The 26,008-nt window shown below is 58.0% G+C and carries 19 protein-coding genes and 1 pseudogene; 13 read left to right on the top strand and 7 right to left on the bottom strand.

The window, feature by feature from the left end; translation table 11 throughout:
• The first annotated feature begins 38 nt into the window (after positions 1-38).
• From PU624_RS20340 to lplT, 7 genes are all read left to right on the top strand, one after another.
• Positions 39-1,778 carry a penicillin-binding transpeptidase domain-containing protein gene (locus PU624_RS20340; protein ID WP_283546412.1) on the top strand — a complete coding sequence of 580 codons (1,740 nt, stop codon included), beginning with the start codon at positions 39-41 and terminating at the stop codon, positions 1,776-1,778.
• A 427-nt stretch (positions 1,779-2,205) separates the two neighbouring features.
• Positions 2,206-3,414, top strand: coding sequence for an efflux RND transporter periplasmic adaptor subunit (locus tag PU624_RS20335; RefSeq protein ID WP_283546411.1), 1,209 nt, complete (start codon positions 2,206-2,208; stop codon positions 3,412-3,414).
• The gene (locus PU624_RS20330) at positions 3,411-6,632 is read left to right on the top strand and encodes an efflux RND transporter permease subunit (protein ID WP_283546410.1); all 3,222 of its coding nucleotides are present in this window, start codon (positions 3,411-3,413) and stop codon (positions 6,630-6,632) included. The genes PU624_RS20335 and PU624_RS20330 overlap by 4 nt, the downstream gene beginning before the upstream one ends.
• Entirely contained in the window at positions 6,629-9,730 is a 3,102-nt protein-coding gene (locus tag PU624_RS20325; RefSeq protein ID WP_283546409.1) for an efflux RND transporter permease subunit, read from the top strand. Before PU624_RS20330 ends, PU624_RS20325 begins: the two co-directional genes overlap by 4 nt.
• A 3-nt stretch (positions 9,731-9,733) precedes the next feature.
• A complete protein-coding gene (locus tag PU624_RS20320; protein ID WP_283546408.1) occupies positions 9,734-11,122 on the top strand; it encodes an efflux transporter outer membrane subunit in 1,389 nt (462 codons plus the stop codon).
• A gap of 89 nt (positions 11,123-11,211) precedes the next feature.
• Positions 11,212-13,362, top strand: coding sequence for a bifunctional acyl-ACP--phospholipid O-acyltransferase/long-chain-fatty-acid--ACP ligase (aas, locus tag PU624_RS20315; protein ID WP_283546407.1), 2,151 nt, complete (start codon positions 11,212-11,214; stop codon positions 13,360-13,362).
• Complete coding sequence (gene lplT, locus PU624_RS20310) at positions 13,359-14,549, top strand: lysophospholipid transporter LplT (RefSeq protein ID WP_283546406.1); 1,191 nt, start codon at positions 13,359-13,361, stop codon at positions 14,547-14,549. The genes aas and lplT overlap by 4 nt, the downstream gene beginning before the upstream one ends.
• A gap of 76 nt (positions 14,550-14,625) precedes the next feature.
• Here lplT and ridA read toward each other — a convergent pair whose 3' ends face one another.
• The 4 genes from ridA to argF all read right to left on the bottom strand — a co-directional run bounded on the left by ridA (position 14,626) and on the right by argF (position 17,739).
• Positions 14,626-15,012 (bottom strand): 2-iminobutanoate/2-iminopropanoate deaminase, encoded by a 387-nt coding sequence (ridA, locus tag PU624_RS20305; protein ID WP_283548043.1) that lies wholly within the window; start codon positions 15,010-15,012, stop codon positions 14,626-14,628.
• A 72-nt stretch (positions 15,013-15,084) separates the two neighbouring features.
• A complete protein-coding gene (pyrI, locus tag PU624_RS20300; protein WP_010251684.1) occupies positions 15,085-15,549 on the bottom strand; it encodes an aspartate carbamoyltransferase regulatory subunit in 465 nt (154 codons plus the stop codon).
• Positions 15,550-15,560: 11 nt separating this feature from the next.
• Positions 15,561-16,496, bottom strand: coding sequence for an aspartate carbamoyltransferase (pyrB, locus tag PU624_RS20295; protein WP_283546405.1), 936 nt, complete (start codon positions 16,494-16,496; stop codon positions 15,561-15,563).
• Positions 16,497-16,731: 235 nt separating this feature from the next.
• Entirely contained in the window at positions 16,732-17,739 is a 1,008-nt protein-coding gene (gene argF / locus PU624_RS20290; protein WP_283546404.1) for an ornithine carbamoyltransferase, read from the bottom strand.
• A 160-nt stretch (positions 17,740-17,899) separates the two neighbouring features.
• On the opposite strand from argF, the gene rraB reads away from it, so the two are divergent.
• On the top strand, positions 17,900-18,322 hold the full coding sequence (gene rraB, locus PU624_RS20285) for a ribonuclease E inhibitor RraB (RefSeq protein WP_283546403.1): 423 nt from the start codon (positions 17,900-17,902) through the stop codon (positions 18,320-18,322).
• A gap of 54 nt (positions 18,323-18,376) precedes the next feature.
• On the top strand, positions 18,377-19,144 hold the full coding sequence (miaE, locus tag PU624_RS20280) for a tRNA isopentenyl-2-thiomethyl-A-37 hydroxylase MiaE (RefSeq protein WP_283546402.1): 768 nt from the start codon (positions 18,377-18,379) through the stop codon (positions 19,142-19,144).
• Here the strand turns inward: miaE and PU624_RS20275 are convergent.
• Positions 19,114-19,392: a hypothetical protein gene (locus PU624_RS20275; protein WP_283546401.1), complete on the bottom strand. Its 279-nt coding sequence runs from the start codon at positions 19,390-19,392 to the stop codon at positions 19,114-19,116. The genes miaE and PU624_RS20275 overlap by 31 nt on opposite strands.
• Before the next feature lie 90 nt (positions 19,393-19,482).
• Between PU624_RS20275 and PU624_RS20270 the strand changes: the two genes are divergently transcribed.
• Complete coding sequence (locus PU624_RS20270) at positions 19,483-20,814, top strand: OprD family outer membrane porin (protein WP_283546400.1); 1,332 nt, start codon at positions 19,483-19,485, stop codon at positions 20,812-20,814.
• Between the two features lie 120 nt (positions 20,815-20,934).
• The gene (locus PU624_RS20265) at positions 20,935-21,612 is read left to right on the top strand and encodes a histidine phosphatase family protein (RefSeq protein WP_283546399.1); all 678 of its coding nucleotides are present in this window, start codon (positions 20,935-20,937) and stop codon (positions 21,610-21,612) included.
• Here the strand turns inward: PU624_RS20265 and PU624_RS20260 are convergent.
• Complete coding sequence (locus tag PU624_RS20260; protein WP_283546398.1) at positions 21,607-22,107, bottom strand: GNAT family N-acetyltransferase; 501 nt, start codon at positions 22,105-22,107, stop codon at positions 21,607-21,609. The genes PU624_RS20265 and PU624_RS20260 overlap by 6 nt on opposite strands.
• 307 nt (positions 22,108-22,414) lie before the next feature.
• Here PU624_RS20260 and PU624_RS20255 point away from each other — a divergent pair.
• A pseudogene (locus PU624_RS20255) lies at positions 22,415-22,480 on the top strand (type VI secretion system tube protein Hcp); the annotation flags it as partial.
• 96 nt (positions 22,481-22,576) lie between these two features.
• Positions 22,577-23,095, top strand: coding sequence for a hypothetical protein (locus PU624_RS20250; RefSeq protein ID WP_283546397.1), 519 nt, complete (start codon positions 22,577-22,579; stop codon positions 23,093-23,095).
• Between the two features lie 54 nt (positions 23,096-23,149).
• Here the strand turns inward: PU624_RS20250 and PU624_RS20245 are convergent, their stop codons facing one another.
• The gene (locus PU624_RS20245) at positions 23,150-26,005 is read right to left on the bottom strand and encodes a valine--tRNA ligase (protein ID WP_283546396.1); all 2,856 of its coding nucleotides are present in this window, start codon (positions 26,003-26,005) and stop codon (positions 23,150-23,152) included.
• Between the last annotated feature and the right edge of the window lie 3 nt (positions 26,006-26,008).

Below are 26,008 nucleotides of genomic sequence, written 5' to 3'. Positions count from 1 at the left end.
ACCAGCCCCTTTCTCTTTATTTTGCGCAGCGGAATGCCATGCCCCGGATTAAAAAACTACTGGGAAAAGACCAGATAAAAGCGCCATTTAACCCTTTTCGTTTTCGGCTGATCTGCCTGGGCGTCACGACCTGTCTGGTGGTGCTGCTGGCGCGCGTAGCGGACCTGCAGTTCCTGAATCAGCCGATGCTGGAGCACGAAGCGGATCAGCGTTCGCTGCGTACCGTCACGCTGCCGACCAGCCGCGGAACCCTGCTGGATCGGAACGGCGAAGCCCTGGCGCTCAGCGTGCCATCGCGCGACGTGATTGCGGATCCGCAGCGCGTGCTGGAGAGCAACCCCGATTTTACCAGTGCCAAATGGGCCTATCTTGCGGCGGCGCTGAACACCCGCCCCGAAGAGCTGGCCGCGCAGATCACGGCCAACCCGAAACGTCGCTTCCTCTATCTGGGGCGCAAAGTCGAACTGGGCATCGCCAAAGATATAAAAGAGCTGAAGCTGAAGGGCATCAGTGAAGTCTATGACGACAGCCGTTTCTATCCGATGAGTGAAGCCTCTGCGCCGCTGATTGGCATCGTCGGGGCGGATAACGTCGGGCTAAACGGGCTGGAAAAAGGCTTTGATAAGGTGTTGCAGGGCGAGCCGGGCAAAGAAGTTTATCGTCAGGATGCGGCGGGCAATATCATCGCGATGATCAACTATCAGCCGCCGACTCAGCCGCCAACGGTGCAGCTCAGCATCGACAAATATGATCAGTACACGCTCTACAGCAAACTGCGCGACGGCGTGCTGCTCAACAAGGCCGATTCGGGTGCCGCCGTGCTGGTGAAAATCGACACCGGCGAAATTCTGGCGATGGCCTCCTATCCGTCGTTCAACCCTAACAACTATGAAGGGGCTACCCCGGCGCAGATGCGTAACTCGGCCATCAACGACAGCTATGAGCCGGGATCGACCGTTAAGCCGTTAGTGGTGATGGAAGCGCTGGAGCGCCATCTGGTGCGTCCGGACTCGGTGATCGACACCACGCCTTACAGCGTAAACGGCCACCTGATCCGCGACGTCGGCCACTGGCCGCGCCTGACCATGACCGGCATTCTGCAAAAATCGAGTGACATCGGCGTGTCACACCTCGCGCTGGCGATGCCTGCCGAAGCGCTGGTGAACACCTATCAGGCATTCGGTCTGGGCAAACCGACCGGATTAGGGCTGACCGGCGAAAGCGTCGGCTACTTCCCGCTGCACCGCGCCCGCTGGGCCGATATCGAGCGGGCGACGTTCTCCTTTGGCTATGGTCTGCGCGTTACGCCGCTGCAGATTGCCCGTGAATACGCGACGCTCGGCTCTTATGGTGTTTACCGTCCGCTGTCGATCACCCGCGTCACGCCACCGGTTATGGGACGGCAGGTCGCCAACCCGGAAACGGTGAAAGAGGTGGTGCATATGCTGGAGAGTGACGTCCTGCCGGGCGGAACCGGACTGAAAGCCGCGGTGCCGGGCTATCGTCTGGCGACCAAAACCGGTACGGCGGAAAAAATGGGCACCAGCGGCAAGTATGATGGCGGCTACGTCAACTACACCGCCGGACTCGCGCCCGCCAGCCATCCTGAAGTCGCGCTGGTGGTGATGATCAACCATCCGACGGCTGGCGATCACTTCGGTGGATCGGTCGCCGCACCGGTGTTCGGTAATATTATGGGACCGGTTCTCAAACACATGAATATCGCGCCGGACGCTATCTACACCAAACCGCCGGCGAATCCTTCAGATAAATCTTAGATAAATCAGAGTGTAAGCGAGGCGTGAAAGATATTCACACCTCGTTGCACTTCCCCGAATTCGGTTGCGTTTTCCCGCTGTCTCCGCGCGGTCAATCAGTGCGAGGATAGCAGTCCCAGAGGTATTGATGGGTGTGAAAACAACACCGCTTCGGCAGTGAGATCCCTGTTATTACACCAACCCACGCAGATGCGTGGGTTTTTTTTGCCTGCTCGCCAGCTCCCGCCCTTCCTGCTGTATCAACCGCCGTTAAATCATCATCGTTCTTAACGAAACCCTGACAGTTTGCCAATAGAAAGGCGTGTCGCCTTTGACCGATAATGGCCGACGTGAAGCCTGGCGTTTTTTTGCGCGTCTCTGCAGGTTCTCACTGCCGCATTCCGCACGTTCCGGGATTTCCTTTTCTGCTTATCTGAAGAGTTTGACGATGACCCACCTTTCTCGCCCCGCGCGTTCCTTTGGGCTTAAATGGCTGCTCCTGTTGCTGGTGGTTGCGATTGTCGCTGGCGTTGTCTGGCGTCTGCTGACGGCGGGTCATGCACCGGGCGAGGGGATGCCGCCGGGCAGGCATGGCGCGCACGGCATGATGGGCGGCGGGGCGACGCTGGTTCACAGCGGGGTTGCCAGCACGGCGGATGTGCCGGTGTGGCTGAATGCGCTCGGCACGGTGATCCCCAACGCCAGCGTGACGGTGACCAGCCGCGTTGACGGCCAGCTGGAGCAGGTTTTCTTCACCGAAGGGCAGAAGGTCAGCGCCGGGCAGCTGCTGGCGCAGATCGATCCGCGCAGCTATCAGGCGACGCTGAATCAGTATCAGGGCGAACTCAGTGAAAACCAGGCGCTGCTGAACAGCGCCGAACTGACGCTGGCGCGCTACCGCAAACTGGCGGCGCAGGACGCGCTGGCGCGTCAGGATCTGGACACCCAGATTGCCACCGTCGGACAGTATCGCGGTGCGGTCGCCGCCGATCAGGCGCAGATCGCCAGTGCGAAGCTGAGCATTGAGTATGCCCGGATTACCGCCCCGATCAGCGGGCGCGTCGGTCTGCGTCAGGTCGATCCCGGCAACATGGTCCAGAGCTCCAGCAGCACCGGCCTGGTGACCATCACCCAGATGCAGCCCGCCGCCGTCACCTTTAGCGTGCCACAGAGCAACATCCCGGCGCTGGTCAGCGTGCTGCATCAGGGCCAGAGCCTGCCCGCCACGCTGTTCGATCAGGACAACCAGCATCAGCTCGCCAGCGGCGAAGTGAAGTTCATCAGCAACCAGATCGACACCGCCACCGGCACCGTGGCGCTAAAGGCGGTGTTTGCCAACCAGGATGAGTCGCTGTTTGCTAACCAGTTTGTCAATCTGCGGCTGCAGACCCGCGTGCTGAAAGGCGCGACGGTAATCCCGGCCCAGGCGCTGCAGCTCAGCAGCGACGGCAGCTTTGTCTTCGTGATCAATCAGGATCACACCGTCACGCGCAAAGCAGTCACCCCCGGCCCCGCGTTCGGCGACGATCAGCAGGCGATCCTCAGCGGCGTCGCACCGGGCGATCGGCTGGTCACGGAAGGAATCGATCGCCTCACCAGCGGCAGCAAAGTCACGCTGGCCGATGAGACGCCTGCTGCCGGTGCTGTGTCGAAATGAACCCGTCTCGCCTGTTTATTCTGCGTCCGGTCGCCACCATCCTGCTGATGGTCGGCGTGCTGATTTCCGGTATTTTTGCCTATAAATTTCTGTCCACCTCGGCGCTGCCGCAGGTGGACTATCCGACCATTCAGGTCACGACGCTCTATCCGGGAGCCAGCCCGGATGTGATGGCGTCGTCAGTCACGTCGCCGCTGGAGCGCCAGTTAGGGCAGATGGCCGGGCTGAGCCAGATGAGTTCAACCAGCGCCAGCGGCTCGTCGATCATCACCCTGAAGTTCAGCCTCGATCTGTCGCTGGATGTCGCCGAGCAGGAGGTGCAGGCGGCGATCAACGCGGCGAATAACCTGCTGCCCGACGATCTGCCCAATCCGCCGACCTACAAAAAGGTCAATCCGGCGGACAGCGCGGTGGTGACGCTGGCGGCCAGCTCCGGCACGCTGCCGCTGACAGAGGTGCAGGATCTGGTCAATACCCGGGTGGCGCTGAAGCTGTCGCAGATTTCCGGCGTCGGGATGGTGACGCTGGCGGGCGGACATCAGCCCGCGATTCGGGTGCAGATGAATCCGCAGGCGCTGGCGGCGCATCATCTGACGCTGGAGGCGGTGAATACGCTGATTAGCAACAGCAACGTCAATGGCTCCAAAGGCGGTTTTGACGGGAAATATCATTCGGTCACCATCGACGCCAACGACCAGCTGCGCACCGCTGAAGAGTACGGCAACCTGATCCTCACCTATGAGAACGGCGCGGCGCTGCGCCTGAAAGATATCGCCCATATCGAACAGGGCGCGGAGAACAGCTTCCAGTCGGCGTGGGCCAACAATCAGCCCGCCATTGTCATCAGCGTGCAGCGTCAGCCGGGCGCGAACGTCATTCAGGTGGTGGACAATATCAAGGCGCAGCTCCCCGCGCTGCAGGCCGCGCTGCCGGACGGGGTGAAGATGACGATTCTCTCCGATCGCACCCAGACTATCCGCGCCTCGATCAGCGACGTGCAGTTTGAGCTGATGCTGTCGATTGCGCTGGTGGTGATGGTGACCTTCCTGTTCCTGCGCAACGTGGCTGCCACCCTGATCCCGAGCGTGGCGGTGCCGCTGTCGCTGGTCGGCACCTTTGGTGTGATGTATCTGGCGGGCTTCAGCCTGAATAACCTGTCGCTGATGGCGCTGACCATCGCCACCGGTTTTGTCATTGATGACGCCATCGTGGTGGTCGAGAACATCTCGCGGCGGCTGGAGCAGGGCGAGTCGCCCATGGAGGCCGCGCTGAAAGGCTCACAGCAGATTGGCTTCACCATTATCTCGCTGACCTTCTCGCTGATTGCGGTGCTGATCCCGCTGCTGTTTATGGGTGATGTGGTCGGGCGGCTGTTCCGGGAGTTCGCGATCACCCTGGCGGTGGCGATTCTGGTGTCGATGCTTGTGTCGCTGACCCTGACGCCGATGCTGTGCGCTTACCTGCTGCGCCATATTCCGCCCGAGCAGCAGTCAACCTTTTCCCGCAAGGGCGGCGAACTGTTCGATACGCTGGTGCGCGGCTATGACCGGCTGCTGACCGTGGTGCTGAACCATCAGAAACTAACGCTGCTGGTGGCGCTGGCGACCTTCGGGCTGACGGCACTGCTCTACATGATGGTGCCGAAAGGCTTCTTCCCGACCCAGGATACCGGGCTGATTCAGGGCATTACCGTCGCCTCACAGGATGTCTCGTTTAAAGCGATGGCGACGCGGCAGCAGGCGCTCTCGGCGCTGATCCTGAAGAACCCGGCGGTGGAGAGCGTCTCATCGACAATCGGCATCGACGGCACCAACACCAGCCTCAACAGCGGACGACTGCAGATCAACCTCAAGCCGTTTGGTTCCCGCGATCTCAGCGCCAGCGAGGTAATCAGCCAGCTGAAGCAGGCGACCAACGAGGTGCCGGGCATTCAGCTCTATCTGCAACCGGCGCAGGATCTCACCGTCAACGATCAGGTCTCGCCGAGTCAATATCAGTTCACCCTGGACGACGCCGACAGTGAAAATCTGGTCAGCGAGACGCCGAAGCTGGTGGCGGCGTTGCAGCAGCGGCCCGAATTTAATGGCGTGGTGAGTAATCTGCAGGATCAGGGGCGCGTCTCTTACGTGGAGCTGAACCGCGACAAAGCGGCGCGCTTTGGCATTACTGCGTCGGACGTGGACACCGCGCTCTATAACGCCTTTGGTCAGCGGCTGGTCTCGACGATTTTTACCCAGTCGAATCAGTATCGGGTGGTGCTGGAAGTAGCTCCGGCTTACCAGCAGGGTCCGGCGTCGTTTGATGATATTTATCTGCAGCCCTCTTCCAGCAGCAGCACGTCGTCATCCACCAGCACGACGTCATCCACGTCTTCGTCATCAACATCAACGTCTTCATCCACATCGACGTCCACCTCCGCTTCCGACACGACGTCCACCCGCAGCGGGATGGTGAAACTCACTGCTATCGCCACTATTCATCAGCGCACCGGCTCGCTGATGCACATGCGGCTGAACCAGTTTCCGGCGGTGATGATCTCCTTCAACCTGAATCCGGGCTACTCGCTGGAGGATGGACAGCGGGCGATCGCCGACGTGCGGCAGCAGCTACACCTGCCGGAGAGCACCACACTGCGTTATCAGGGAGAAACCTCGGCGTTCCAGAGCGCCACCGGCAACACGCTGTGGCTGATTCTGGCGGCGCTGGTCACCATGTATGTGGTGCTCGGCATCCTCTACGAAAGCTTTATCCATCCGGTGACGATTCTCTCTACGCTGCCGTCGGCGGCGGTGGGCGCGCTGCTGACGCTGTTGCTGGCAGGCACGGAGTTCAGCCTGATTGCGCTGATTGGCGTCATCCTGCTGATCGGCATCGTGAAAAAGAACGCCATCATGATGATCGACTTCGCGCTGGAGGCGGAACATAAGCAGCACCTCAGCCCGCGTGACGCAATTCATCAGGCCTGCCTGCTGCGCTTCCGTCCGATCCTGATGACGACCATGGCGGCGCTACTCGGCGCGCTGCCGCTGATGCTGGCCTCCGGCTCGGGCGCAGAGCTGCGACAGCCGCTGGGGCTGGTGATTGTCGGCGGGCTGATTGTCAGTCAGGTGCTGACGCTCTTCTCCACGCCGGTGATCTACCTGCTGTTTGATGGGCTGGCACAACGCGGCAATGCCTGGGTGAAACGCCGTCAGCAGCAGGCGCGGAGCGGGCAATGAATCTGACCCGACTGTTTATCTTTCGTCCGGTAGCGACGCTGCTGCTGACGCTGGCGATCCTGCTGCTCGGCGCGCTGGGCTACCGGCTGCTGCCGGTGGCTCCGCTGCCGCAGGTCGATTTCCCGACTATCATGGTCAGCGCCAGCCTGGCGGGAGCCAGCCCGGAAACCATGGCCGCCACCGTCGCCACGCCGCTGGAACGTTCGCTGGGGCAGATTGCCGGTATTAGTGAGATGACTTCCAGCAGTTCGCAGGGATCCAGCACGGTCATCCTGCAGTTTGAGCTGGACCGCGATATCAACGGCGCGGCACGCGACGTGCAGGCGGCGATCAACGCGTCGCGCAGCCTGCTGCCGAGCGCAATGGCCTCGCTGCCTACTTATCGCAAAGCCAACCCGTCAGATGCGCCGATTGTGATGCTGGCGCTGACCTCCGCCACCCGTACGCCCGGCGAGCTTTACGATCTGGCAGAGAGCAAGATCGAACAGGCGATGGGCCAGGTGCAGGGCGTGGGAGAAGTGTCGCTGATGGGCAGCGCCTTACCGGCGGTGCGCATCGATCTGCAGCCGCTGAAGCTGACTCATTACGGCATCTCGCTGGAGACGGTGCGCGCCGCCGTCGCCAACAGCACCACTAATCTGCCTAAGGGGATTTTGCAGAGCAGTGACCAGTCGTGGCTGGTGGACAGCAACGGCCAGCTGGAAAAGGCCGCCAGCTACCGTGATCTGATCATCACGTATCAGCAGGGCAAGGCGGTACGGCTAAGCGACGTCGCCACAGTCTATGACTCGGTGGAGGATCGCTATCAGGCAGGATTTTTGAATGCCACGCCTGCGGTGATGATCGGCATTAAACGTCAGGCGGGCGCTAACATGCTCGAAACCATCGACGCGATCAAAGCGCAGCTGCCGCTGCTGGAAAAGAGCCTACCCGCGGACAGCCAGCTTAAAGTGATTGTTGATCGTTCGCCCGGCGTGCGCGCGTCGCTGTATGACACCGAAGAGACACTGCTGATCGCGGTGCTGCTGGTGATTGCGGTGGTGTTTATTTTCCTGCGCAATCTGCAGGCGGTGATCATCCCGGCGCTGGCGCTGCCGGTGTCGCTGATCGGCACCTGCGCAGTGATGTACCTGCTGGGTTACAGCCTGGATAACCTGTCGCTGATGGCGCTGATTATCTCCACCGGCTTTGTAGTTGATGATGCGATTGTGGTGCTGGAGAACATCACGCGTCACATTGAGCGCGGACTCAGCCCGCTGCGGGCGGCGCTGCGCGGGGCGCAGGAGGTGAGCTTCACCGTGCTGTCGATGACCGTGTCGCTGATCGCGGTGTTTATCCCGATTCTGCTGATGGGCAGCATTGTCGGGCGGCTGTTCCGCGAGTTTGCCGTGACGCTCACCGTGTCGCTGCTGATCTCGCTGTTTGTCTCACTCAGCCTGACGCCGATGCTCTGCGCGCGCCTGCTGAAACCGAAGCCGCCCGTCAGCCAGCGGCCGCATCCGCTTTATCAGTTTATTGAAAACCAGCTGAACCGCCTGCTGGCCGCGTACGCACGCGGACTGGCCTGGGTGATGCGCCATCAGAAACTGACGCTGCTCAGTCTGCTGCTGACCGTGCTGCTGAATGTTTTTCTCTTCACCGTGGTGCAGAAGGGCTTCTTCCCTAATCAGGACACCGGGCTGCTGATGGGCGCGCTGCGCGCCGATCAGAACATCTCATTCCAGGCGATGAAGCCCAAAATGCTGATGTTTACGAAGATCATTCAGCAAGATCCGGCGGTTGAGAGCGTGATGTCATCGATGGGCAGCGGGATGTTTGGCTCCCGCAACAGCGCCAACTTCTTTGTGCGGCTGAAGGATTTTGACCAGCGCGATGCTACGGCTACCGAAGTGGCCAACCGGCTGACGCGCAAAACCAGCCACATCGCCGGAGCGCAGATGTTTCTGATGGCGGCGCAGGATCTGCACATTGGCGGACGCAGCGCTAACGCGACGTATCAGTACAGCCTGCAGGCGGACGATCTTGATCTGCTGCGGGTCTGGACGCCGAAAGTGCAGGCGGCGCTGGCGGCCATCCCCCAGCTTAACAGCGTGGATTCCGACTCGCAGACCGGCGGTCAGGAGGTGGCGCTGACGATTGACCGTGACCGCGCTACGCGGCTGGGCGTCAACGTGAAAATGCTGGATACGCTGCTGAACAATGCCTTCAGCCAGCGGCAGATCGCCACGCTCTATCACACTCTGAATCAGTATCACGTGGTGATGTCATTGCAGGATAGCGACACTGCCAATCCGGAGACGCTGCAGCAGCTCTATGTGATTAACGACAGCGGTGACCGCGTGCCGCTCTCCGCCTTTGTCCGCTTCAGCGGCGGCAACGCGCCGTTGTCAGTGGCGCATCAGGGCCAGTCGGCCACCAGCACGGTGGCGTTTAACCTCAATGATGGCGTCTCGCTGGAGCAGGCGCAGTTGCTGATTAAACAGGCGATGGCGAAGCTGGGCCTGCCGTCGACTATTCATGCCGGTTTTGCCGGAACTGCAGCGGCCTTTTCACAGCTGACCGCCACCATGCCGTGGCTGATTCTGGCGGCGCTGGCGGCGGTCTATATCGTGCTCGGCGTGCTCTATGAGAGCTACATCCATCCGCTGACCATTCTCTCGACCCTGCCGTCAGCGGGCGTCGGGGCGATGCTACTGCTGCTGCTCACCAACACGCAGCTCACGGTGATCGCGCTGATTGGCATCATTCTGCTGATCGGCATTGTGAAAAAGAACGCCATCATGATGATCGATTTCGCCATCGACGCGGAGCGGCGGCTGGGTATGTCGCCGCAGCAGGCGATCACCCAGGCGTGCCTGATGCGCTTCCGGCCGATCATGATGACCACGCTGGCGGCCTTCTTCGGCGCGTTACCGCTGGCACTGGGCAGCGGCGGTGATGCCGACCTGCGCAGTCCGCTGGGGATCGCTATCGCGGGCGGACTGGCGCTGAGCCAGCTGCTGACGCTGTTTACCACGCCGGTGGTTTATCTTTGGCTCGATCGCCTGGGCCGTACTACTCAACGTCAATGGCGTCGTCTGCGCCATGCGGAATCCTGATTCATGAAACCTCTCATCCCGTTTGTTGTGATGCTGCTGCTGGGTGGCTGTAGCGTCGGTCCCGACTATCAGCGCCCGGCGGTGGCAATGCCGGTTCATTATAAAGAGGCAAGGGGCTGGCAGCAGGCGACGCCGCTGGATGCGCAGAGCAAAGGCGAGTGGTGGGCGGTCTATCATGACGCCACGCTGAGCGGGCTGCTGAGCCAGGTCAGCGTGTCGAATCAGAACGTGGCAACCTATGCCGCGCAGTACCGGCAGGCGCAGGCACTGGCAGCAGAGTCACGCGCAGCGCTGTTTCCCTCGCTGGATTATGACGGCAGCGTGACGCGCAGCGGCAGTCATGCCACCAACAGCAGTGCCCGCACCACCAGCAGCAGCCATCAGGCGGAGCTGAGTGCCAGCTGGGAGCTGGATCTGTGGGGCAAACTACGGCGCACGCTGGAGGAGAACCGCGCCAGCGCCTCGGCCAGCGCGGCGGAACTGGCCAATATCACCCTGAGCGCCCAGTCTGAGCTGGCGCAGGACTATTTCCAGCTGCGCATCATGGATCAGAAAATCGCGCTCTATCAGGAGAGCGTTGACGCGTATCAGCGCTACCTGAAAGTGATTAACAGCCAGTATCAGGCGGGTACCGCGTCGCGTGCCACGCTGGCCCAGGCGCAGCTGCAGCTGGAGAGCGCCAGCGCGTCGGCGCAGGATTACCAGTGGCAGCGCGCGCAGATGGAGCACGCCATTGCGCTGCTGGTCGGCAAAGCCCCCGCCGACTTCAGCCTGACCGCTGCGCCGCTGACGGCCTCCCTGCCCGCGATTCCGGCGGGCCTGCCGGCCGGACTGTTGCAGCGCCGTCCCGACATCGCCTACGCCGAACGTAACATGGCCGCCGCCAATGCCGCAGTGGGTGTGGCGGTGGCCGGTTACTATCCTGACCTGACCCTCAGCGCCAGCGGGGGCGTCAGTGCTTCCGTGCTGCATTCGCTGTTCTCGCTGCCGAACCGCGTCTGGTCGCTGGGGCCGGCGCTGAGCGGCACGCTGTTCGATGCGGGTGCGAACTCTGCGAAAGTCGATCAGGCGCGGGCGAGCTGGGATGCCAGCGTCGCCACCTATCGTCAGACGGTACTGACTGCGATGCAGGAGGTGGAAGATAAGCTGGTGGAGCTGAACACGCTGCAGGGCGAAATCGCCGCGCAGCAGCGCGCCACCGACGCGGCGCAGACCTCGGCGCGGGTGACGCGTCTGCAGTATGAGTCGGGCATGATTACCTACCTGGATGTGGCGACGACAGAGAACAGCAGCCTCAGTGCGCAGCAGAGTTTGCTGACGCTGCAGAGCACGCAGTGGGTCAGCAGCGTGGCGCTGATTGCCGCGCTGGGCGGAGGCTGGCAGGCCCCCTGAAACGGCCTCAGATTACCGATAATTCGGTTGTCGAACCGCGTCAAATCCTGCATCGTGAGGGCTATTTTTCACGATGCTAAGGAGCTGGCATGGCTTTCAAACTTTTACGCCTGTTATTTCGCCTGTTATGGCGGGTCGAACTGCGGGGCGACGTCGCCGAACTGCATAAGCAGAAGGTATTGATTACACCGAACCATATGTCGTTTCTCGACGGCATGCTGCTGGCGCTGTTTCTGCCCATCAGGCCGGTGTTTGCCGTCTACTCGACCATCAGCGAAAGCTGGTTTATGCGTCTGGCGAAACCCTTTATCGACTTTGTGCCGCTGGATCCGACCCGGCCTATGGCGCTGAAACAGCTGGTCAGGCTGATCGACACCGGCCGTCCGGTGGTGATCTTCCCGGAAGGACGCATTACCGTCACCGGCTCGCTGATGAAGATCTACAGCGGTGCGGGCTTTGTCGCGGCGCGTTCAGGCGCAAACGTCGTGCCCATGCGCATCGAAGGCGCCGAATACACGCCGTTTGGTCGTCTGGCGGGCGTGTTTAAACGTCGCCTGTTCCCGCGCATTACCCTGACCGTTCTGCCCGCTACCCGCATTCCGATGCCAGAGGCGAAACGGGCGCGCGATCGGCGTGTGCTGGCCGGTGAGCATCTGCACCATGTGATGATGGAAGCGCGCATGGCGGTACGTCCGCGTGAAACCCTGTTTGAGGCGTTTCTGGCGGCGCGCACCCGTTATGGCGCGTTTAAGCGCTGCATTGAAGATGTGAATTTTAAGCCCGACAGCTACAACGGACTGCTGAAGAAGTCGCTCGGCGTGGGCCGTATTCTGGAGCGCTACAGCCAGCCCCGTGAAGTGGTGGGGCTGCTGCTGCCGAATGCCACCGTGACGGCAGCGGCGATTTTCGGGGCCACCCTGCGAGGGCGCGTTCCGGCCATGCTTAACTACAGTGCGGGCGTTAACGGCATGCGGGCAGCACTGACCGCCGCGCAGATTAAAACCGTCTTCACGTCGCGCCAGTTCCTGGACAAAGGCAATCTGTGGCATCTGCCGCAGGGGCTGGACGATGTGCAGTGGATCTATCTGGAAGATCTGAAAGATACCGTCACGGGCAAGGACAAGCTGTGGATCCTCGCGCATCTGCTGATGCCACATCGCGCCCAGCTGCCTCAGCAGCCGGAAGATGCCGCGATGGTGCTGTTTACCTCCGGCTCTGAAGGCAACCCCAAAGGCGTGGTGCATTCGCACAAAAGCCTGCTGGCGAACGTCGAACAGATCCGCACTATCGCCGACTTCACCCCGCGCGACCGCTTTATGTCGGCGCTGCCGCTGTTCCATGCGTTCGGTCTGACCGTCGGGCTGTTTACGCCGCTGATGACCGGCGCACAGGTCTTCCTCTATCCCAGCCCGCTGCACTATCGCATCGTGCCGGAGCTGGTGTATGACCGTAACTGCACCGTGCTGTTTGGCACCTCAACCTTCCTGGGTAACTACGCGCGCTTTGCCGCACCGTATGATTTTGCCCGCCTGCGCTATGTGGTTGCCGGTGCGGAGAAGCTGCAGGAGAACACCCGTCAGCTCTACATCGAGAAGTATGGCATTCGCATTCTCGAAGGCTATGGCGTCACCGAGTGCGCGCCGGTCGTGGCGATTAACGTGCCGATGGCGGCGAAGACGCACACCGTGGGACGCATTCTGCCGGGCATGGATTCACGACTGATGTCGGTGCCGGGCATTGAGCACGGCGGACGTCTGCAACTGCGCGGGCCAAACGTGATGAAGGGCTATCTGCGGGTCGAAAATCCTGGCGTGCTGGAAGCACCGGCCGCCGACGATGGCGAAGGCAATCTGGAAGCAGGCTGGTATGACACCGGTGATATCGTCAGCTTTGATGAAGGCGGTTTCTGCCAGATTCAGGGGCGTGCGAAACGCTTTGCGAAGATCGCGGGTGAGATGGTGTCACTGGAGATCGTCGAGCAGATCGCCCTCAAGGCGTCGCCGGACAAACAACACGCCGCTTCGCTGCGCCCGGATGGTCAGCGCGGTGAGGCACTGGTGCTGTTCACCACCGATGCTGAGCTGGCGCGCGACAGGCTGCAGAAAGCGGCCCGTGAGCTGGGTGCGCCAGAGCTGGCACTGCCGCGTGACATCCGTGTCATGAAGCAGCTGCCGCAGCTGGGCAGCGGTAAACCTGATTACGTCACGCTGAAAAAAATGGCGGAAGAGGAGCAGGCATGAGCCTTGATCGTAACGCGCCGCTGATGTCGCGCGGCATGATTGCCGTGATTATCGCCCAGTTTTTTTCGGCCTTTGGCGATAACGCGCTGCTGTTTGCCACGCTGGCGGTGCTGAAAAGCCAGTTCTATCCCGAGTGGAGCCAGCCGGTATTACAGATGCTGTTTGTCGCGGCTTACATTTTGCTGGCGCCGTTTGTCGGTCAGGTGGCGGACAGCATGGCGAAAGGGCGGGTGATGATGCTCGCCAACAGCCTGAAGCTGCTGGGCGCGCTGGTGATCTGCTTCGGTTTCAATCCCTTCATCGGCTATACCCTGGTGGGTGCGGGCGCAGCGGCCTACTCTCCGGCCAAATATGGCATCCTCGGTGAAATCACCCACGGCGAGAAGCTGGTGAAAGCCAACGGGCTGATGGAGGCTTCGACCATTGCCGCGATTCTGCTGGGTTCGGTGGCGGGCGGGATGCTGGCCGACTGGCATATTCTGGCGGCGCTGGGGATCTGTGCGCTGACCTATGGCATCGCGGTGGTGGCGAACCTGTTTATCCCGAAACTTCAGGCCGCACGTCCAGGCCAGAGCTGGCAGTTTGGCGTGATGACGCGCAGCTTTTTCAGTGCCGCCAGGCTGCTGTGGCGTGATGCGGAAACCCGCTTCTCGCTGCTCGGCACCAGTCTGTTCTGGGGCGCAGGCGTGACGCTGCGTTTCCTGCTGGTGCTCTGGGTGCCGGTGGCGCTGGGCATCAATGACAACACCACGCCAACCACGCTGAATGCCATGGTGGCGATCGGCATCGTGATTGGCGCGGCCGCGGCGGCGAAGCTGGTGACGCTGGAGACCGTGCGTCGCTGTATGCCGGCTGGCGTGCTGATTGGCGTGATGGTGGTGGTCTTCGCGCTGCAGCACTCTCTGATGAATGCGTATTTAGTGCTGATGCTGATAGGTGCGCTGGGCGGTTTCTTTGTGGTGCCGCTGAATGCGCTGCTGCAGGCGCGGGGCAAAGAGAGCGTCGGTTCAGGTAATGCGATTGCCGTGCAGAATCTGGGTGAGAACAGCGCCATGCTGATCATGCTGGGACTCTATACGCTGGCGATTAAGGCGGGAGCACCTGCGGTGGCGACGGGCGTCGGTTTTGGCGTGCTGTTTGCGCTGGCGATTACGGTGCTGTGGCTGTGGCGACCGGCTAAGCGGTAAGTGATTCACCGCCTCTCTCCGGCATCGGTGGAGAGAGGCGGGCGTACCCTTTCACAACGGACGTGATTAGCGCCGGTTAGCGGCGGATGGCAATCGCTTCGATTTCGATTTTCACATCTTTTGGCAGACGCGCTACTTCGACACACGAACGCGCCGGGAAGTTAGCCTCATGCTCGGTGAAAAACGCCTCATACGTCGCGTTGACCGTGGCGAAATCATTTAAGTCCTTCACAAACACCGTGGTCTTCACGATGTCGCCAACCTTCAGACCCGCGGCTTCAACAATCGCCTTCACATTTTCCAGTGACTGACGCGCCTGTGCGGCAACGTCATCTGCCACCTGGCCCGTCGCCGGATCAACAGGAATCTGACCCGAGGTGATGATCATGCTGCCCAGATCCACGCCCTGAACATAGGGGCCGATAGCGGCAGGGGCTTTTGCAGTACTGATTTCACGAGACATCATTGCTCCTTTGATTATGTCGTCAGGCGGCGATGCCGCCGGTGCTGCCCATTATAGAGTCGGGCAGGGCGATTACCAGTGACCCAGCACCACATGCCGGGCGAACTCTTTCTCGCAATATTTGCACTTCAGATGCACATCGTCGGCGCGCTGCTTCACGGCAAAGCTGGAGAAGACCGGCTCGCTGCGGCTGATGCAGTTGCTGTTGGGGCAGGTCAGCACCCGTTCAACGTGATCCGGCAGCGTCGGGGCGATCTTCGCCACCACTTCATAGTCGTCGATACGGTTAACCGTGGCATGAGGCGCATAGACCGCCAGCTGATTGACCTGATCGTCAGTGAGAAAGGTGTTCTCAATCTTGATCAGATCTTTGCGGCCCATCTCGCCCGAGGGCAGATTCAGACCGATGGTGATGCGCTGATCGGTTTCGGTCAGCCGGAACAGGGAGAGCAATTTAAAGCCGATCTGCGCCGGAATATGGTCGATGACCGTGCCGCGCTTGATCGCTTCGACCTGCAGTTTGTTGTCCTGCGTCATGGGGGTTCTCCTTACAGGGCGAGTTCGCTGTTTAAAACCAGTGCCAGCAGAGCCTGGCGTGCATAGATGCCGTTACCCGCCTGCTGGAAATACCAGGCGTAAGGGGTTTTATCGACATCGGTGGTGATCTCGTCGATGCGCGGCAGCGGGTGCAGCACCTTCATGTTGTCGCGTGCTGTACTCAGATCGGCGGCGCGCAGAATGAACTGCGCTTTGACGTTGGCATATTCGGACGGATCGAGCCGCTCTTTCTGCACCCGTGTCATGTAGAGGATATCGAGCTGCGGCATCACCTCTTCAAAGCTGTCATGCCGTGACCAGGCGATGTTCTTCTCATCCAGCATGTCGGTGATATAAGCCGGCATCGCCAGCGCATCGGGTGCGATGAAGAAGAAGCGGTTGCCATCAAACTTCGCCAGCGCCTGCGTCAGGGAGTGCACGGTGCGGCCATACTTCAGGTCGCCGACCATCGCCACATTCAGCTGACCAAGGCGGCCCTGTGTCTCCTGAATCGTGAAGAGATCGAGCAGCGTCTGCGTCGGATGCTGGTTCGCGCCGTCACCGGCGTTGAGAATCGGGATTCCGCCGGAGAACTCGGTCGCCAGCCGCGCCGCGCCTTCCTGCGGATGACGCATCACGATTGCATCGACGTAGGTACTGATCACTGAAATGGTGTCAGCCAGGGTTTCGCCTTTCTTGCCCAGCGAGGTATTACTGCCGTCGGCAAAGCCCACCGCTGACGCGCCAAGACGATGAATCGCGGTTTCAAACGACAGGCGGGTACGGGTCGAGGCCTCAAAGAAGCAGCTGGCGATCACCTTGTGCTTCAGCAGTTCCGGCTGCGGATGGGCTTTAAGCTTTGCGGCGGTGTCCAGTGCCAGTTCCAGCTCTTCACGACTGAGGTCGTTGATTGAAATAATGTGCTTGCGATATAGCGGGTTAGGCATAGCTCTCTCCTCTGCGCGGCCGGATTGCGGACAAAAAAAAGCCCCTGCTTAAGGGGCTTTTTTAAGATCGGGTCGATGACCGAAAGAAACAGCAGCACCGCCTGCGGTCAGGCGTGATTGAGCGTCAAATTGTCCGCTGAGCTTTAGCATATTTCCTCCGGCAAATTGGGCCGCATTATACCCGTTCGCGGGGGAGCAGCAAGAGGAAAACGTTTGCGCCTCTGTAGCGGATCGGTCAGCGCTGGCCCAGCGTGGCGACCATTACCGCTTTAATGGTGTGCATCCGGTTCTCGGCCTGGTCGAACACAATGCTGTGGGGTGACTCAAACACCTCGTTGCTGACTTCCATGCCGTTGGGCAGATCGTACTGCTCTGCCATCTGCTGCCCCAGCGTGGTCTGATCGTCGTGGAAAGCGGGCAGGCAGTGCAGGAATTTAACCTGCGGATTGCCGGTCAGATCGAGCATCGCGCGGTTGACCTGATAGTCACGCAGCAGGGCGATACGTTCGGCCCAGACTTCTTTAGCTTCGCCCATCGACACCCAGACATCGGTGTAGATAAAGTCAGCGCCTTTCACGCCATCAGCAATATCTTCGGTCAGGGTGATTTTGCCGCCGGTCTGCTGTGCCGCTTCACGGCACTGCGCTACCAGCTCGTCCTCTGGCCAACAGCTCTTCGGTGCCACCAGACGCAGATCCAGACCGACCTGGGCGGCGGCTTCCAGCATGGTGTTACCCATGTTGTTGCGCGCATCGCCAACATAAACCAGCGTCATCTCGCTGAGCTTTTTGCCCGGCAGATGCTCCTGCATGGTCAGCAGGTCGGCCAGCAGCTGAGTCGGGTGAAACTCGGTGGTCAGACCGTTCCACACAGGAACCCCTGCATGTTCCGCCAGCGTCTCCACCAGTTCCTGACCGTAACCGCGATACTGAATGCCATCGTACATCCGGCCAAGTACCCGCGCGGTGTCGCGCATTGACTCTTTATGGCCGATCTGACTGCCACTCGGGCCGAGATAGGTGACATTCGCACCCTGATCGTAAGCGGCAACTTCGAAAGAGCATCGGGTACGGGTCGAGTCTTTTTCGAAGATGAGCGCGATGTTTTTACCTTTCAGATACTGCACTTCGCTGGCGCTTTTTTTAGCCTGTTTTAACTCAGCGGAAAGGGAGAGCAGGTGATTAATTTCGGCGGGGGTAAAATCCAGAAGCCTGAGGAAATGGCGCTGATACAGCTGACTCATACAACACTCCGGTAGTCATCAAAATGAATTAAAATTCAATTTAACCGTATGAATATGCATTTTCAAGTGTAAGGCTAATAAACTTTTCGTTTTGTGTAGTGGCGCGACAGGCAGTGTGGGAAAATAATTGATTATTGCCGAACTCAGAGAGGACATCGTCATGGCATATGAAGCATTACTGGAAGAGCAGCAGGAAGAGACGCGGCAGATTATCGAAGAGCTGCTGGAGGATGGCAGCGATCCTGATGCGCTCTACACCATCGAGCACCATCTCTCCTGCAATAATTTTGATTCGCTGGAAAAAGCCGCCGTTGACGCCTTCAAGCTGGGTTACGAAGTGACCGAGCCGGAAGAGCTGGAGCTGGAAGATGGCACCACCGTCATGTGCGTCGATATCATCAGCGAATCTGCGCTGAAGCCTGAACTGATCGATGTGCAGGTTGAGCAACTGGTGAATCTGATTGGTAAGTACAACGTCGATTACGACGGCTGGGGCACCTATTTTGAAGATCCTGATGCCGAAGATGAAGAGGAAGGTGACGACGCCATCGAAGATGAAGACGATGATGGTATTCGCCACTAAGTAGCCGGGGCGGAGAGTTCTCCGCCTGTCACTTCTGCCACACCTTTTGACATCATGAACTACGCACCCTTACTCGAACCGATCTATCAGTTTCTGCACTGTCGTACGCCACAGGCCTGGATTGATGAGGCGCGCAAACCGGAAAATCTGACCCTGCTGTTAACCGACCATCTGGTGTGCGAGCTTAAGGCCGCGCAGACTGCGGTGTGGCTGATCCGCAAATATGTGGCCGACAAACCCAGCGGCGATGCCATTCTGGCGTGGCTGAAACCCTATGAAGATTTTATCTTCCGCGAAGATGGCGACAGCGACTTTATCAACGCCCATAAGAACCTGACGAAACGCATCATCGTGCGTAATGCGCTGCCCTGGGCGGATGAGCTGGTGGAGAAGATGGTGCTGCTGATTAAAGAGGAGCTGCATCACTTCTATCAGGTATGGGAAATTATGCAGTCGCGCGGGCTGGTCTATCAGAAGATCACCGCCAGCCGCTATGCCAAATCGCTGCTGCGTGAAGTCACCACGCATGAGCCGGAAACGCTGGTGGATAAGCTGATTTGTGGCGCGTATATCGAGGCGCGCTCCTGCGAGCGCTTCGCCAGTCTGGCCCCCTTCCTTGATGATGAACTGGCGAAGTTCTATCTGTCGCTGCTGCGCTCAGAGGCGCGGCATTATCAGGACTATCTGACCCTGGCGACGCAGATCGCCGGCAAAGATATCGCGCCAAGGGTGCAGGCGATTGGGGTCACAGAAGGGCGCTTAATCAGCGAACCCGACAGTGAGTTACGTTTTCACAGCGGCGTGCCGATGTGGCGGGTCTGATCGGTGACACCCTTTTCAGGGTGTCTTCTCCCTGTTTCCCTTTCCCCTTTCTGTTTTGCCTTCTCTGATTTAAATAAACGCCTGTGTAACGGGGTGTTGTAATCCATTATCGCTGATATCCCTTTTTTTGTGCCGCCTATCACATAAGTTATTTTCCGTGCTGTCTTTCCCTCCGTAATTAAATATATTCCCGGCAGTGATATGGGATTGTTATTTTCAAGCAAAACCCGGCTCATGACCTTTTTCATTAAGAGGTTATGCGTCGGGTTTTTTATTTTAACATTAATTTTCAGATCTCTTTTTGTAGTGCTTTTTAATCTCTCAGGGAGGATGTGACAATGAAAGAGGCTCTTTTTATTCTGCTATTTTCTTCGCTCTATTTAAACGCTTTTCATTCAAAGGCCGCAATTTCTGACGCCCAGGCTCCGCCGGCTAAAAACAGGTTCTGGCAGGATGCGCAGGTCGATATAAAACTGCGCAACTACTGGAAATACCTTAAGGAAGACGAAGCCCAGCCTGTCACGGTTCACAATGCCTGGGGACAGGCGGTTACGCTGGATTTTCAGTCAGGTTATCTGTGGGATCGCGTAGGGTTCGATGCCACCTATACCGGGGCCATTAAGCTGGGCGCCAGCGACTACTTTTCAACGCGCGGGCTGCTTTATGACAGCGGCGGCAACATGGAAAAACGGGACGCTCATGGCTTCAGTAAATTTGGTCAGCGCTATCTCAAACTGAAGCTGGGCAATGACGCTTATGGCTTTAACGCAAAGGCAGGATGGCAGGAGTTAAAAAATTTTGGCGTGCTGACCTCGACCCACCGTCTGTCGCGCAACAGCTATGCCGGTTACAGCGGGATACTGAACGGCGGAAATATGCAGCTGGCGCTGGGGGTGTTTAACAAAACTATCCGGCACGATTCGGCCAAAACCCTCTCCCTGCAAACACAGTCAGGCCAGAAAGTTGATGCCATTTATACCGGGGCTCTGAATTATAAAGATCAACAGAGTGCGTTCACGTACGCATTCGGCGAAGCCAGACACTATCAGCGCCGCCATCTGATTGAGGCTGCTTATACACTCTCTCCGCGCTGGCGGTTGGCCTCACAGATTTATGGCAGTCAGGGGCTGGAGAATTATAAGAGCATGCCTGCCAGCAAAAAAACCTTTGATACACAGGCCTGGCACTACGTGGGTGAAGTCCGGCGGACGCAGGGTGACTGGGCGCAGACTTTTGCTGCGGCCTGGACATCGGCACCTAAGACAAACGTAGTCGGATATTATGCCCGCCCGTTAACTAAAAACACCCGGGGGCGTTTCAATTCTCTGACTTCTGTCGGAAAGGATTATACCCGTGATAAAGAGCTGGCTCTGGTTTCATTAAGTCAGTATCAGATTTCACCATGGATAAATAGCGGAATACAGTTCAATTATGGTCAGTTTCATTATCGTAACAACCGGGTGCGAACCGGCGAAGTTTCCTTAATTAACCGGTTCAGTAACTGGCATCCGGATTTTAAAAACATGACGGTTTCAACACTGCTGGGTTATGGCTGGTCATATAAAAACAGCAAGTCGACGCCACAATTAAATGCCCGTGGGAAATACATGCGCTCGGATAGCCTCTCTGCTGAGGTTTCGATCGAATATAAATTCGATCTGTTTAATTAGGAGAAGAAAATGAGAAGCTTTATTAAATTTCTGTTTTTGACAGCCGCGATAAGCGGGACTTTTTCGGACGGTGCCTGGGCAGCGGACGTTAATCTGTATGTCACCCGGCATGGAAAAACGATGTTCAATACGGTGCACCGCGCACAGGGATGGTCCGATACGCCGCTGACGGCCTCTGGCGCGGCGGTCGCAGAGCAGCTGGGGCGAGGCCTGCAGCCGCTTACGTTCATCGCCGCCTGGTCCAGCGATGCGGGCAGAGCAAGAGAGACGGCACAGCTGGCGATGAAGACGTGGAGCAACGCACCGGTGCTCAACGAGCACAAAGGTTTACGGGAAGTCTGTTTTGGACTGTATGAAGGCGACCTGGATAAAAATATGATTAGCGCCGCAGCGCCTGAAGCGGGCTATGCCTCGGATAAAGCACTTCTTAACGCGCTAGGTGAGGGCAAAATTCACGTCGATGGCATTATTGATGCGATTCACCGGGCCGAAGCGTCCGGCACCTCCTCGCTGGCGGGCATCACATCTTCCGGGCAGGCCGAAAACTATCAGCAGGTCGCAAACCGCATGCTCGACAGTATCACAGACATTGCTAAGCAGGCGCAGCAGCAGGGCGGTGGCAATGTTCTGGTGGTCAGCCACGGCATGGCGATCGCCTCCCTGCTCCAGGCGCTTGGCGATACGTCGTTAACGCAGCCGCTCAGCAATGCCAGCGTGACACTGCTGCGCTACACCGATAGCGGAGAGTTTGTGATCGAGGCCGTCAATGACATGCGCTACGTCGAGCGCGGCTTATAGCGTTCTGAGCATCCGCACTTCGCAGTCGACGTGGCCGGTGCAGCCCATCGCGCTGTCGATATGTTCAAAGCCCAGCGACTCATACAGTTTAACGGCTCGCGTCAGGCTGGCGGTGGTTTCCAGATAGCAGCGACGGAAGCCGTGGCTGCGGGCATGCTCCATCGCCCGCAGCGCCAGTTCGCGCGCCAGACCCTGACCGCGCACTTCTGGCAGAAAGTACATCTTTTGCAGTTCGCAGATATCGGGCGCGCTGCAGGCGAGCGGTGCCACACCGCCGCCGCCCACCACCTTGCCCTGATACTCAACAATCCAGTAGGCGCTCTGTTCGGCACTGTAGAGTTCAAACAGCTGGTCGAGCTGGGGATCGGAGACGGTATAGCCCTTGTCAGCCGTCAGGCCGAACTCGGCGGAAACGTCACGGATCACCCGGGCAATATGCGGGTTATCGGCGGCAGTAATTGGCCGCACCTGGAGGTGCTGAGAGTCAGAAATCATGTTGGAATTGGATTATGCAAATCGGTTAGACATATACCAGAAGTAACATTATCGTCATGTAAAAGCAATATTGCTGATAATGCAGGGCGGCTTTAAACGCAAGGCAATCATTTTTACAGTGAATAAAAAACTATTTTATCCTTTAGCATTACTCTCTTTAGTAATAATAAGGAGATTTCCTGTCTTATCCTCAATAAGGCTGGTCTCCTTTCGATTAATTGTGTTTACCTTATTTGATGTGAATCAAAAGTCCTGAGTGTTACTGCTGTAAGTTAATGCCTTTAACACTAATTAAAGGATTAATTTTATGGCAATTCCAGCTTACCTCTGGCTAAAAGATGATGGTGGCACACATATCAAAGGTTCAGTTGATTAATGGCTTTGGTACTGCTTCGAACGGTTGTATTGTCGTTTCTTTCAATGTGAGAAAGAGTATTGCGGATAGCGGCGGCCGGGAGTTAATTGTGAAATGAAATGGCTCATTATCTTGTTATTAAATTTTTTTGCTGTCTCGTATTCATCAGGTGAGTTTAATCCTGCAGAACACGTCCTGTCAGATAAAGTGATTACAGCATCCCGCAATAACGACAGCAGCTCATTCTCAGAAGCAGATTACGAAAAAATAACGGAATATCTCTCTCAGGGCCGAACACACTGGATTGAACTTTACACCATGCTTAATCGATCGCCGTTCTCAGGTGCAACCTCTTTTCAGGAAGGTTTAGACATCGCTATGGCACTTGCCTTATCTGAAAATCCTGAAGCGGTATTGAAATACGTTAATCAAAGCAATGTTAGTAAGCTATGCGGTATGCCATTTATTGAACCCACTCCGGATGAGACAGAAGCCTACTTTTTAAAAGCCCGTGCGGCGCTTACTAGGTTAACTTCAGAAAATGAGTTGAAAAGAAGATGTCTGACTGTATTAGAAAAGAGTCATGCTCATCTTGCCGTTGAAATAAGGCAGGGGAAAGGGGCATTGCAATAATGATATAAAAAACCCCGCGCCAGAGCGCAGGGTTTTTTCAGAGCGACGAATTAATCAGAGCGCCGCAATGACGGCCTGCTGTTCAATCAGTTTTGCTTTTGACTGTTGCAGGTCTGCCACGCGTTCGCGCTCTTTCGCCACGACCGCTTCCGGCGCACGCGAAACAAAGCCTTCGTTCGCCAGTTTGGTCTCGATCTTCTCGATTTCCACATCCAGCTTAACCAGCTCTTTCGCCAGACGCTCCAGCTCGGCGGTTTTATCCACCAGATCCGCCATCGGGATCAGCAGCTCTGCGCCTTCAACCAGTTTGGTCACCGACACCGGGCCTTTCTCGCCCGCAGGCAGAATGGTCAGGCTTTCCAGACGCGCCAGGCGAGACAGGAAGTTGCGGTTAGCTTCAACGCGACGCAGCGCCGCAGGCGAGCAGTCACGCAGCAGCACATCCAGTGGCTTGCTCAGCGCGATGTTCATCTCGGCACGAATATTACGCACCGCGACGATCGCCTGTTTCATCCACTCAATATCCGCTTTCGCTTCGGCATCTTCTTTCGCCGCATCATACTGCGGGAAAGGCTGCAGCATGATGGTGTCGTCGCTGATATTTTTCAGTCCCTTCACGCGCTGCCAGATGGTTTCAGTGATAAACGGAATGATCGGATGCGCCAGACGCAGCAGCGCTTCCAGCACGTGAACCAGCGTATGGCGGGTGCCACGCAGTTCAGATTCACTGCCGCTGTTCATAACCGGCTTGGTCAGCTCCAGATACCAGTCGCAGAACTGGTTCCAGGTGAAGTCATACAGCAGGTTAGCCGCGATATCGAAACGATAGCTATCCAGCGCTTCACGGTACGCTTTCACCGTGTGGTTGAACTCGGTCAGAATCCAGCGATCCGCCAGCGACAGCGTCATTTCGCCGCCATTCTGTCCGCAATCCTGGTCTTCGGTGTTCATCAGCACAAAGCGGCTGGCGTTCCACAGCTTGTTACAGAAGTTGCGATACCCTTCCAGGCGCTTCATGTCCCAGTTGATGTCACGACCGGTTGAGGCCAGCGCCGCCAGGGTGAAGCGCAGCGCATCGGTGCCTGATGGCTCGATGCCGTCCGGGAACTGCTTCTCGGTACGTTTGCGGATCTTCTCAGCCAGCTGTGGCTGCATCATGTTGCCGGTGCGTTTTTCCAGCAGCGCTTCCAGCGAGATGCCGTCGACCATATCCAGCGGGTCAATCACGTTACCTTTGGATTTCGACATCTTCTGACCTTCTTCATCACGGATCAGACCGGTCATGTAGACGGTTTTAAACGGCACCTGCGGTTTACCGTTTTCATCTTTGATGAAGTGCATGGTCAGCATGATCATGCGGGCAATCCAGAAGAAGATGATGTCGAAGCCGCTGACCAGCACGCTGGTCGGATGGAAGGTACGCAGCGCTTCGGTGTTTTCCGGCCAGCCCAGGGTGGAGAAGGTCCACAGACCGGAGGAGAACCAGGTATCCAGCACGTCATCATCCTGACGCAGCGCCACATCGGCGGCCAGGTTGTTCTCGGCGCGAACTTCATCTTCGGTGCGGCCAACGTAGACGTTACCGTTGTTGTCATACCATGCCGGGATGCGGTGACCCCACCAGAGCTGACGGGAAATACACCAGTCCTGAATATCACGCATCCAGGAGAAGTACATGTTTTCATACTGCTTCGGCACGAACTGGATGTCGCCGTTCTCAACGGCTTCAACCGCGACTTTCGCCAGCGGCGCGGTACGTACATACCACTGGTCGGTCAGCATTGGCTCGATAACCACGCCACCACGGTCGCCGTAAGGTACGGTCAGGTCGTGAGGTTTGATCTCTTCAAGCAGGCCCAGCTCATCGACAGCGGCAACAATGGCTTTACGCGCGGCAAAGCGTTCCATGTTCTGGAAAGCGGCCGGGATTTCATCGGAACAGGCATCGCTGGCTTCGCCGTTGGTGTCATACACCTGGGCGCGCTCACGGATATCACCGTCGAAGGTCAGGATGTTGATCATCGGCAGCTTATGACGACGACCGACTTCGTAGTCGTTGAAGTCATGTGCCGGGGTGATCTTGACGCAGCCGGTGCCTTTTTCCATGTCAGCGTGTTCATCACCAACGATAGGGATCAGACGGCCAACCAGCGGCAGCATCACAAATTTGCCGATCAGATCTTTGTAACGCGGATCTTCCGGGTTAACGGCCACACCGGTATCGCCCAGCAGGGTTTCCGGACGGGTGGTGGCAACAACCAGGTAATCTTTACCGTCGGCCGTCTTTGCGCCGTCAGCCAGCGGATAGCGGATATGCCACATTGAGCCTTTGCTCTCGCGGTTTTCCACTTCCAGATCGGAGATCGCCGTGCGCAGCTTAGGATCCCAGTTTACCAGGCGCTTGCCACGGTAGATCAGGTTCTCTTTGTAGAGGCGAACAAACACCTCTTTAACGGCGTTGGAAAGGCCCTCGTCCATGGTGAAGCGCTCGCGCTCCCAGTCGACGGAGTTACCCAGACGGCGCATCTGGCGGGTAATGGTGCCGCCGGATTCTGCTTTCCACTGCCAGATTTTTTCGATGAACGCATCACGGCCATAATCCTGGCGCGTCTTGCCTTCTTCAGCCGCGATTTTGCGCTCAACCACCATCTGCGTGGCGATGCCCGCGTGGTCAGTACCGGCCTGCCACAGGGTATTTTTCCCCTGCATGCGCTGGTAGCGGATCATGGTGTCCATGATGGTTTGCTGGAAGGCGTGACCCATGTGCAAGCTACCGGTGACGTTCGGCGGCGGGATCATGATGCAAAAGCTTTCCTGGCTGGTATCGCCATTCGGTTTGAAGTAGCCCTGCTTTTCCCAATGCTCGTAAAGCGGCTGCTCGATATCTTGCGGGTTATATGTCTTTTCCATTTC

The sequence above is a fragment of the Pantoea sp. Lij88 genome (assembly GCF_030062155.1).
Classification (GTDB): domain Bacteria; phylum Pseudomonadota; class Gammaproteobacteria; order Enterobacterales; family Enterobacteriaceae; genus Pantoea.
The sequence above is the reverse complement of the archived record's forward strand: the minus strand, read 5'-3'. Positions and strand labels throughout refer to the sequence as shown.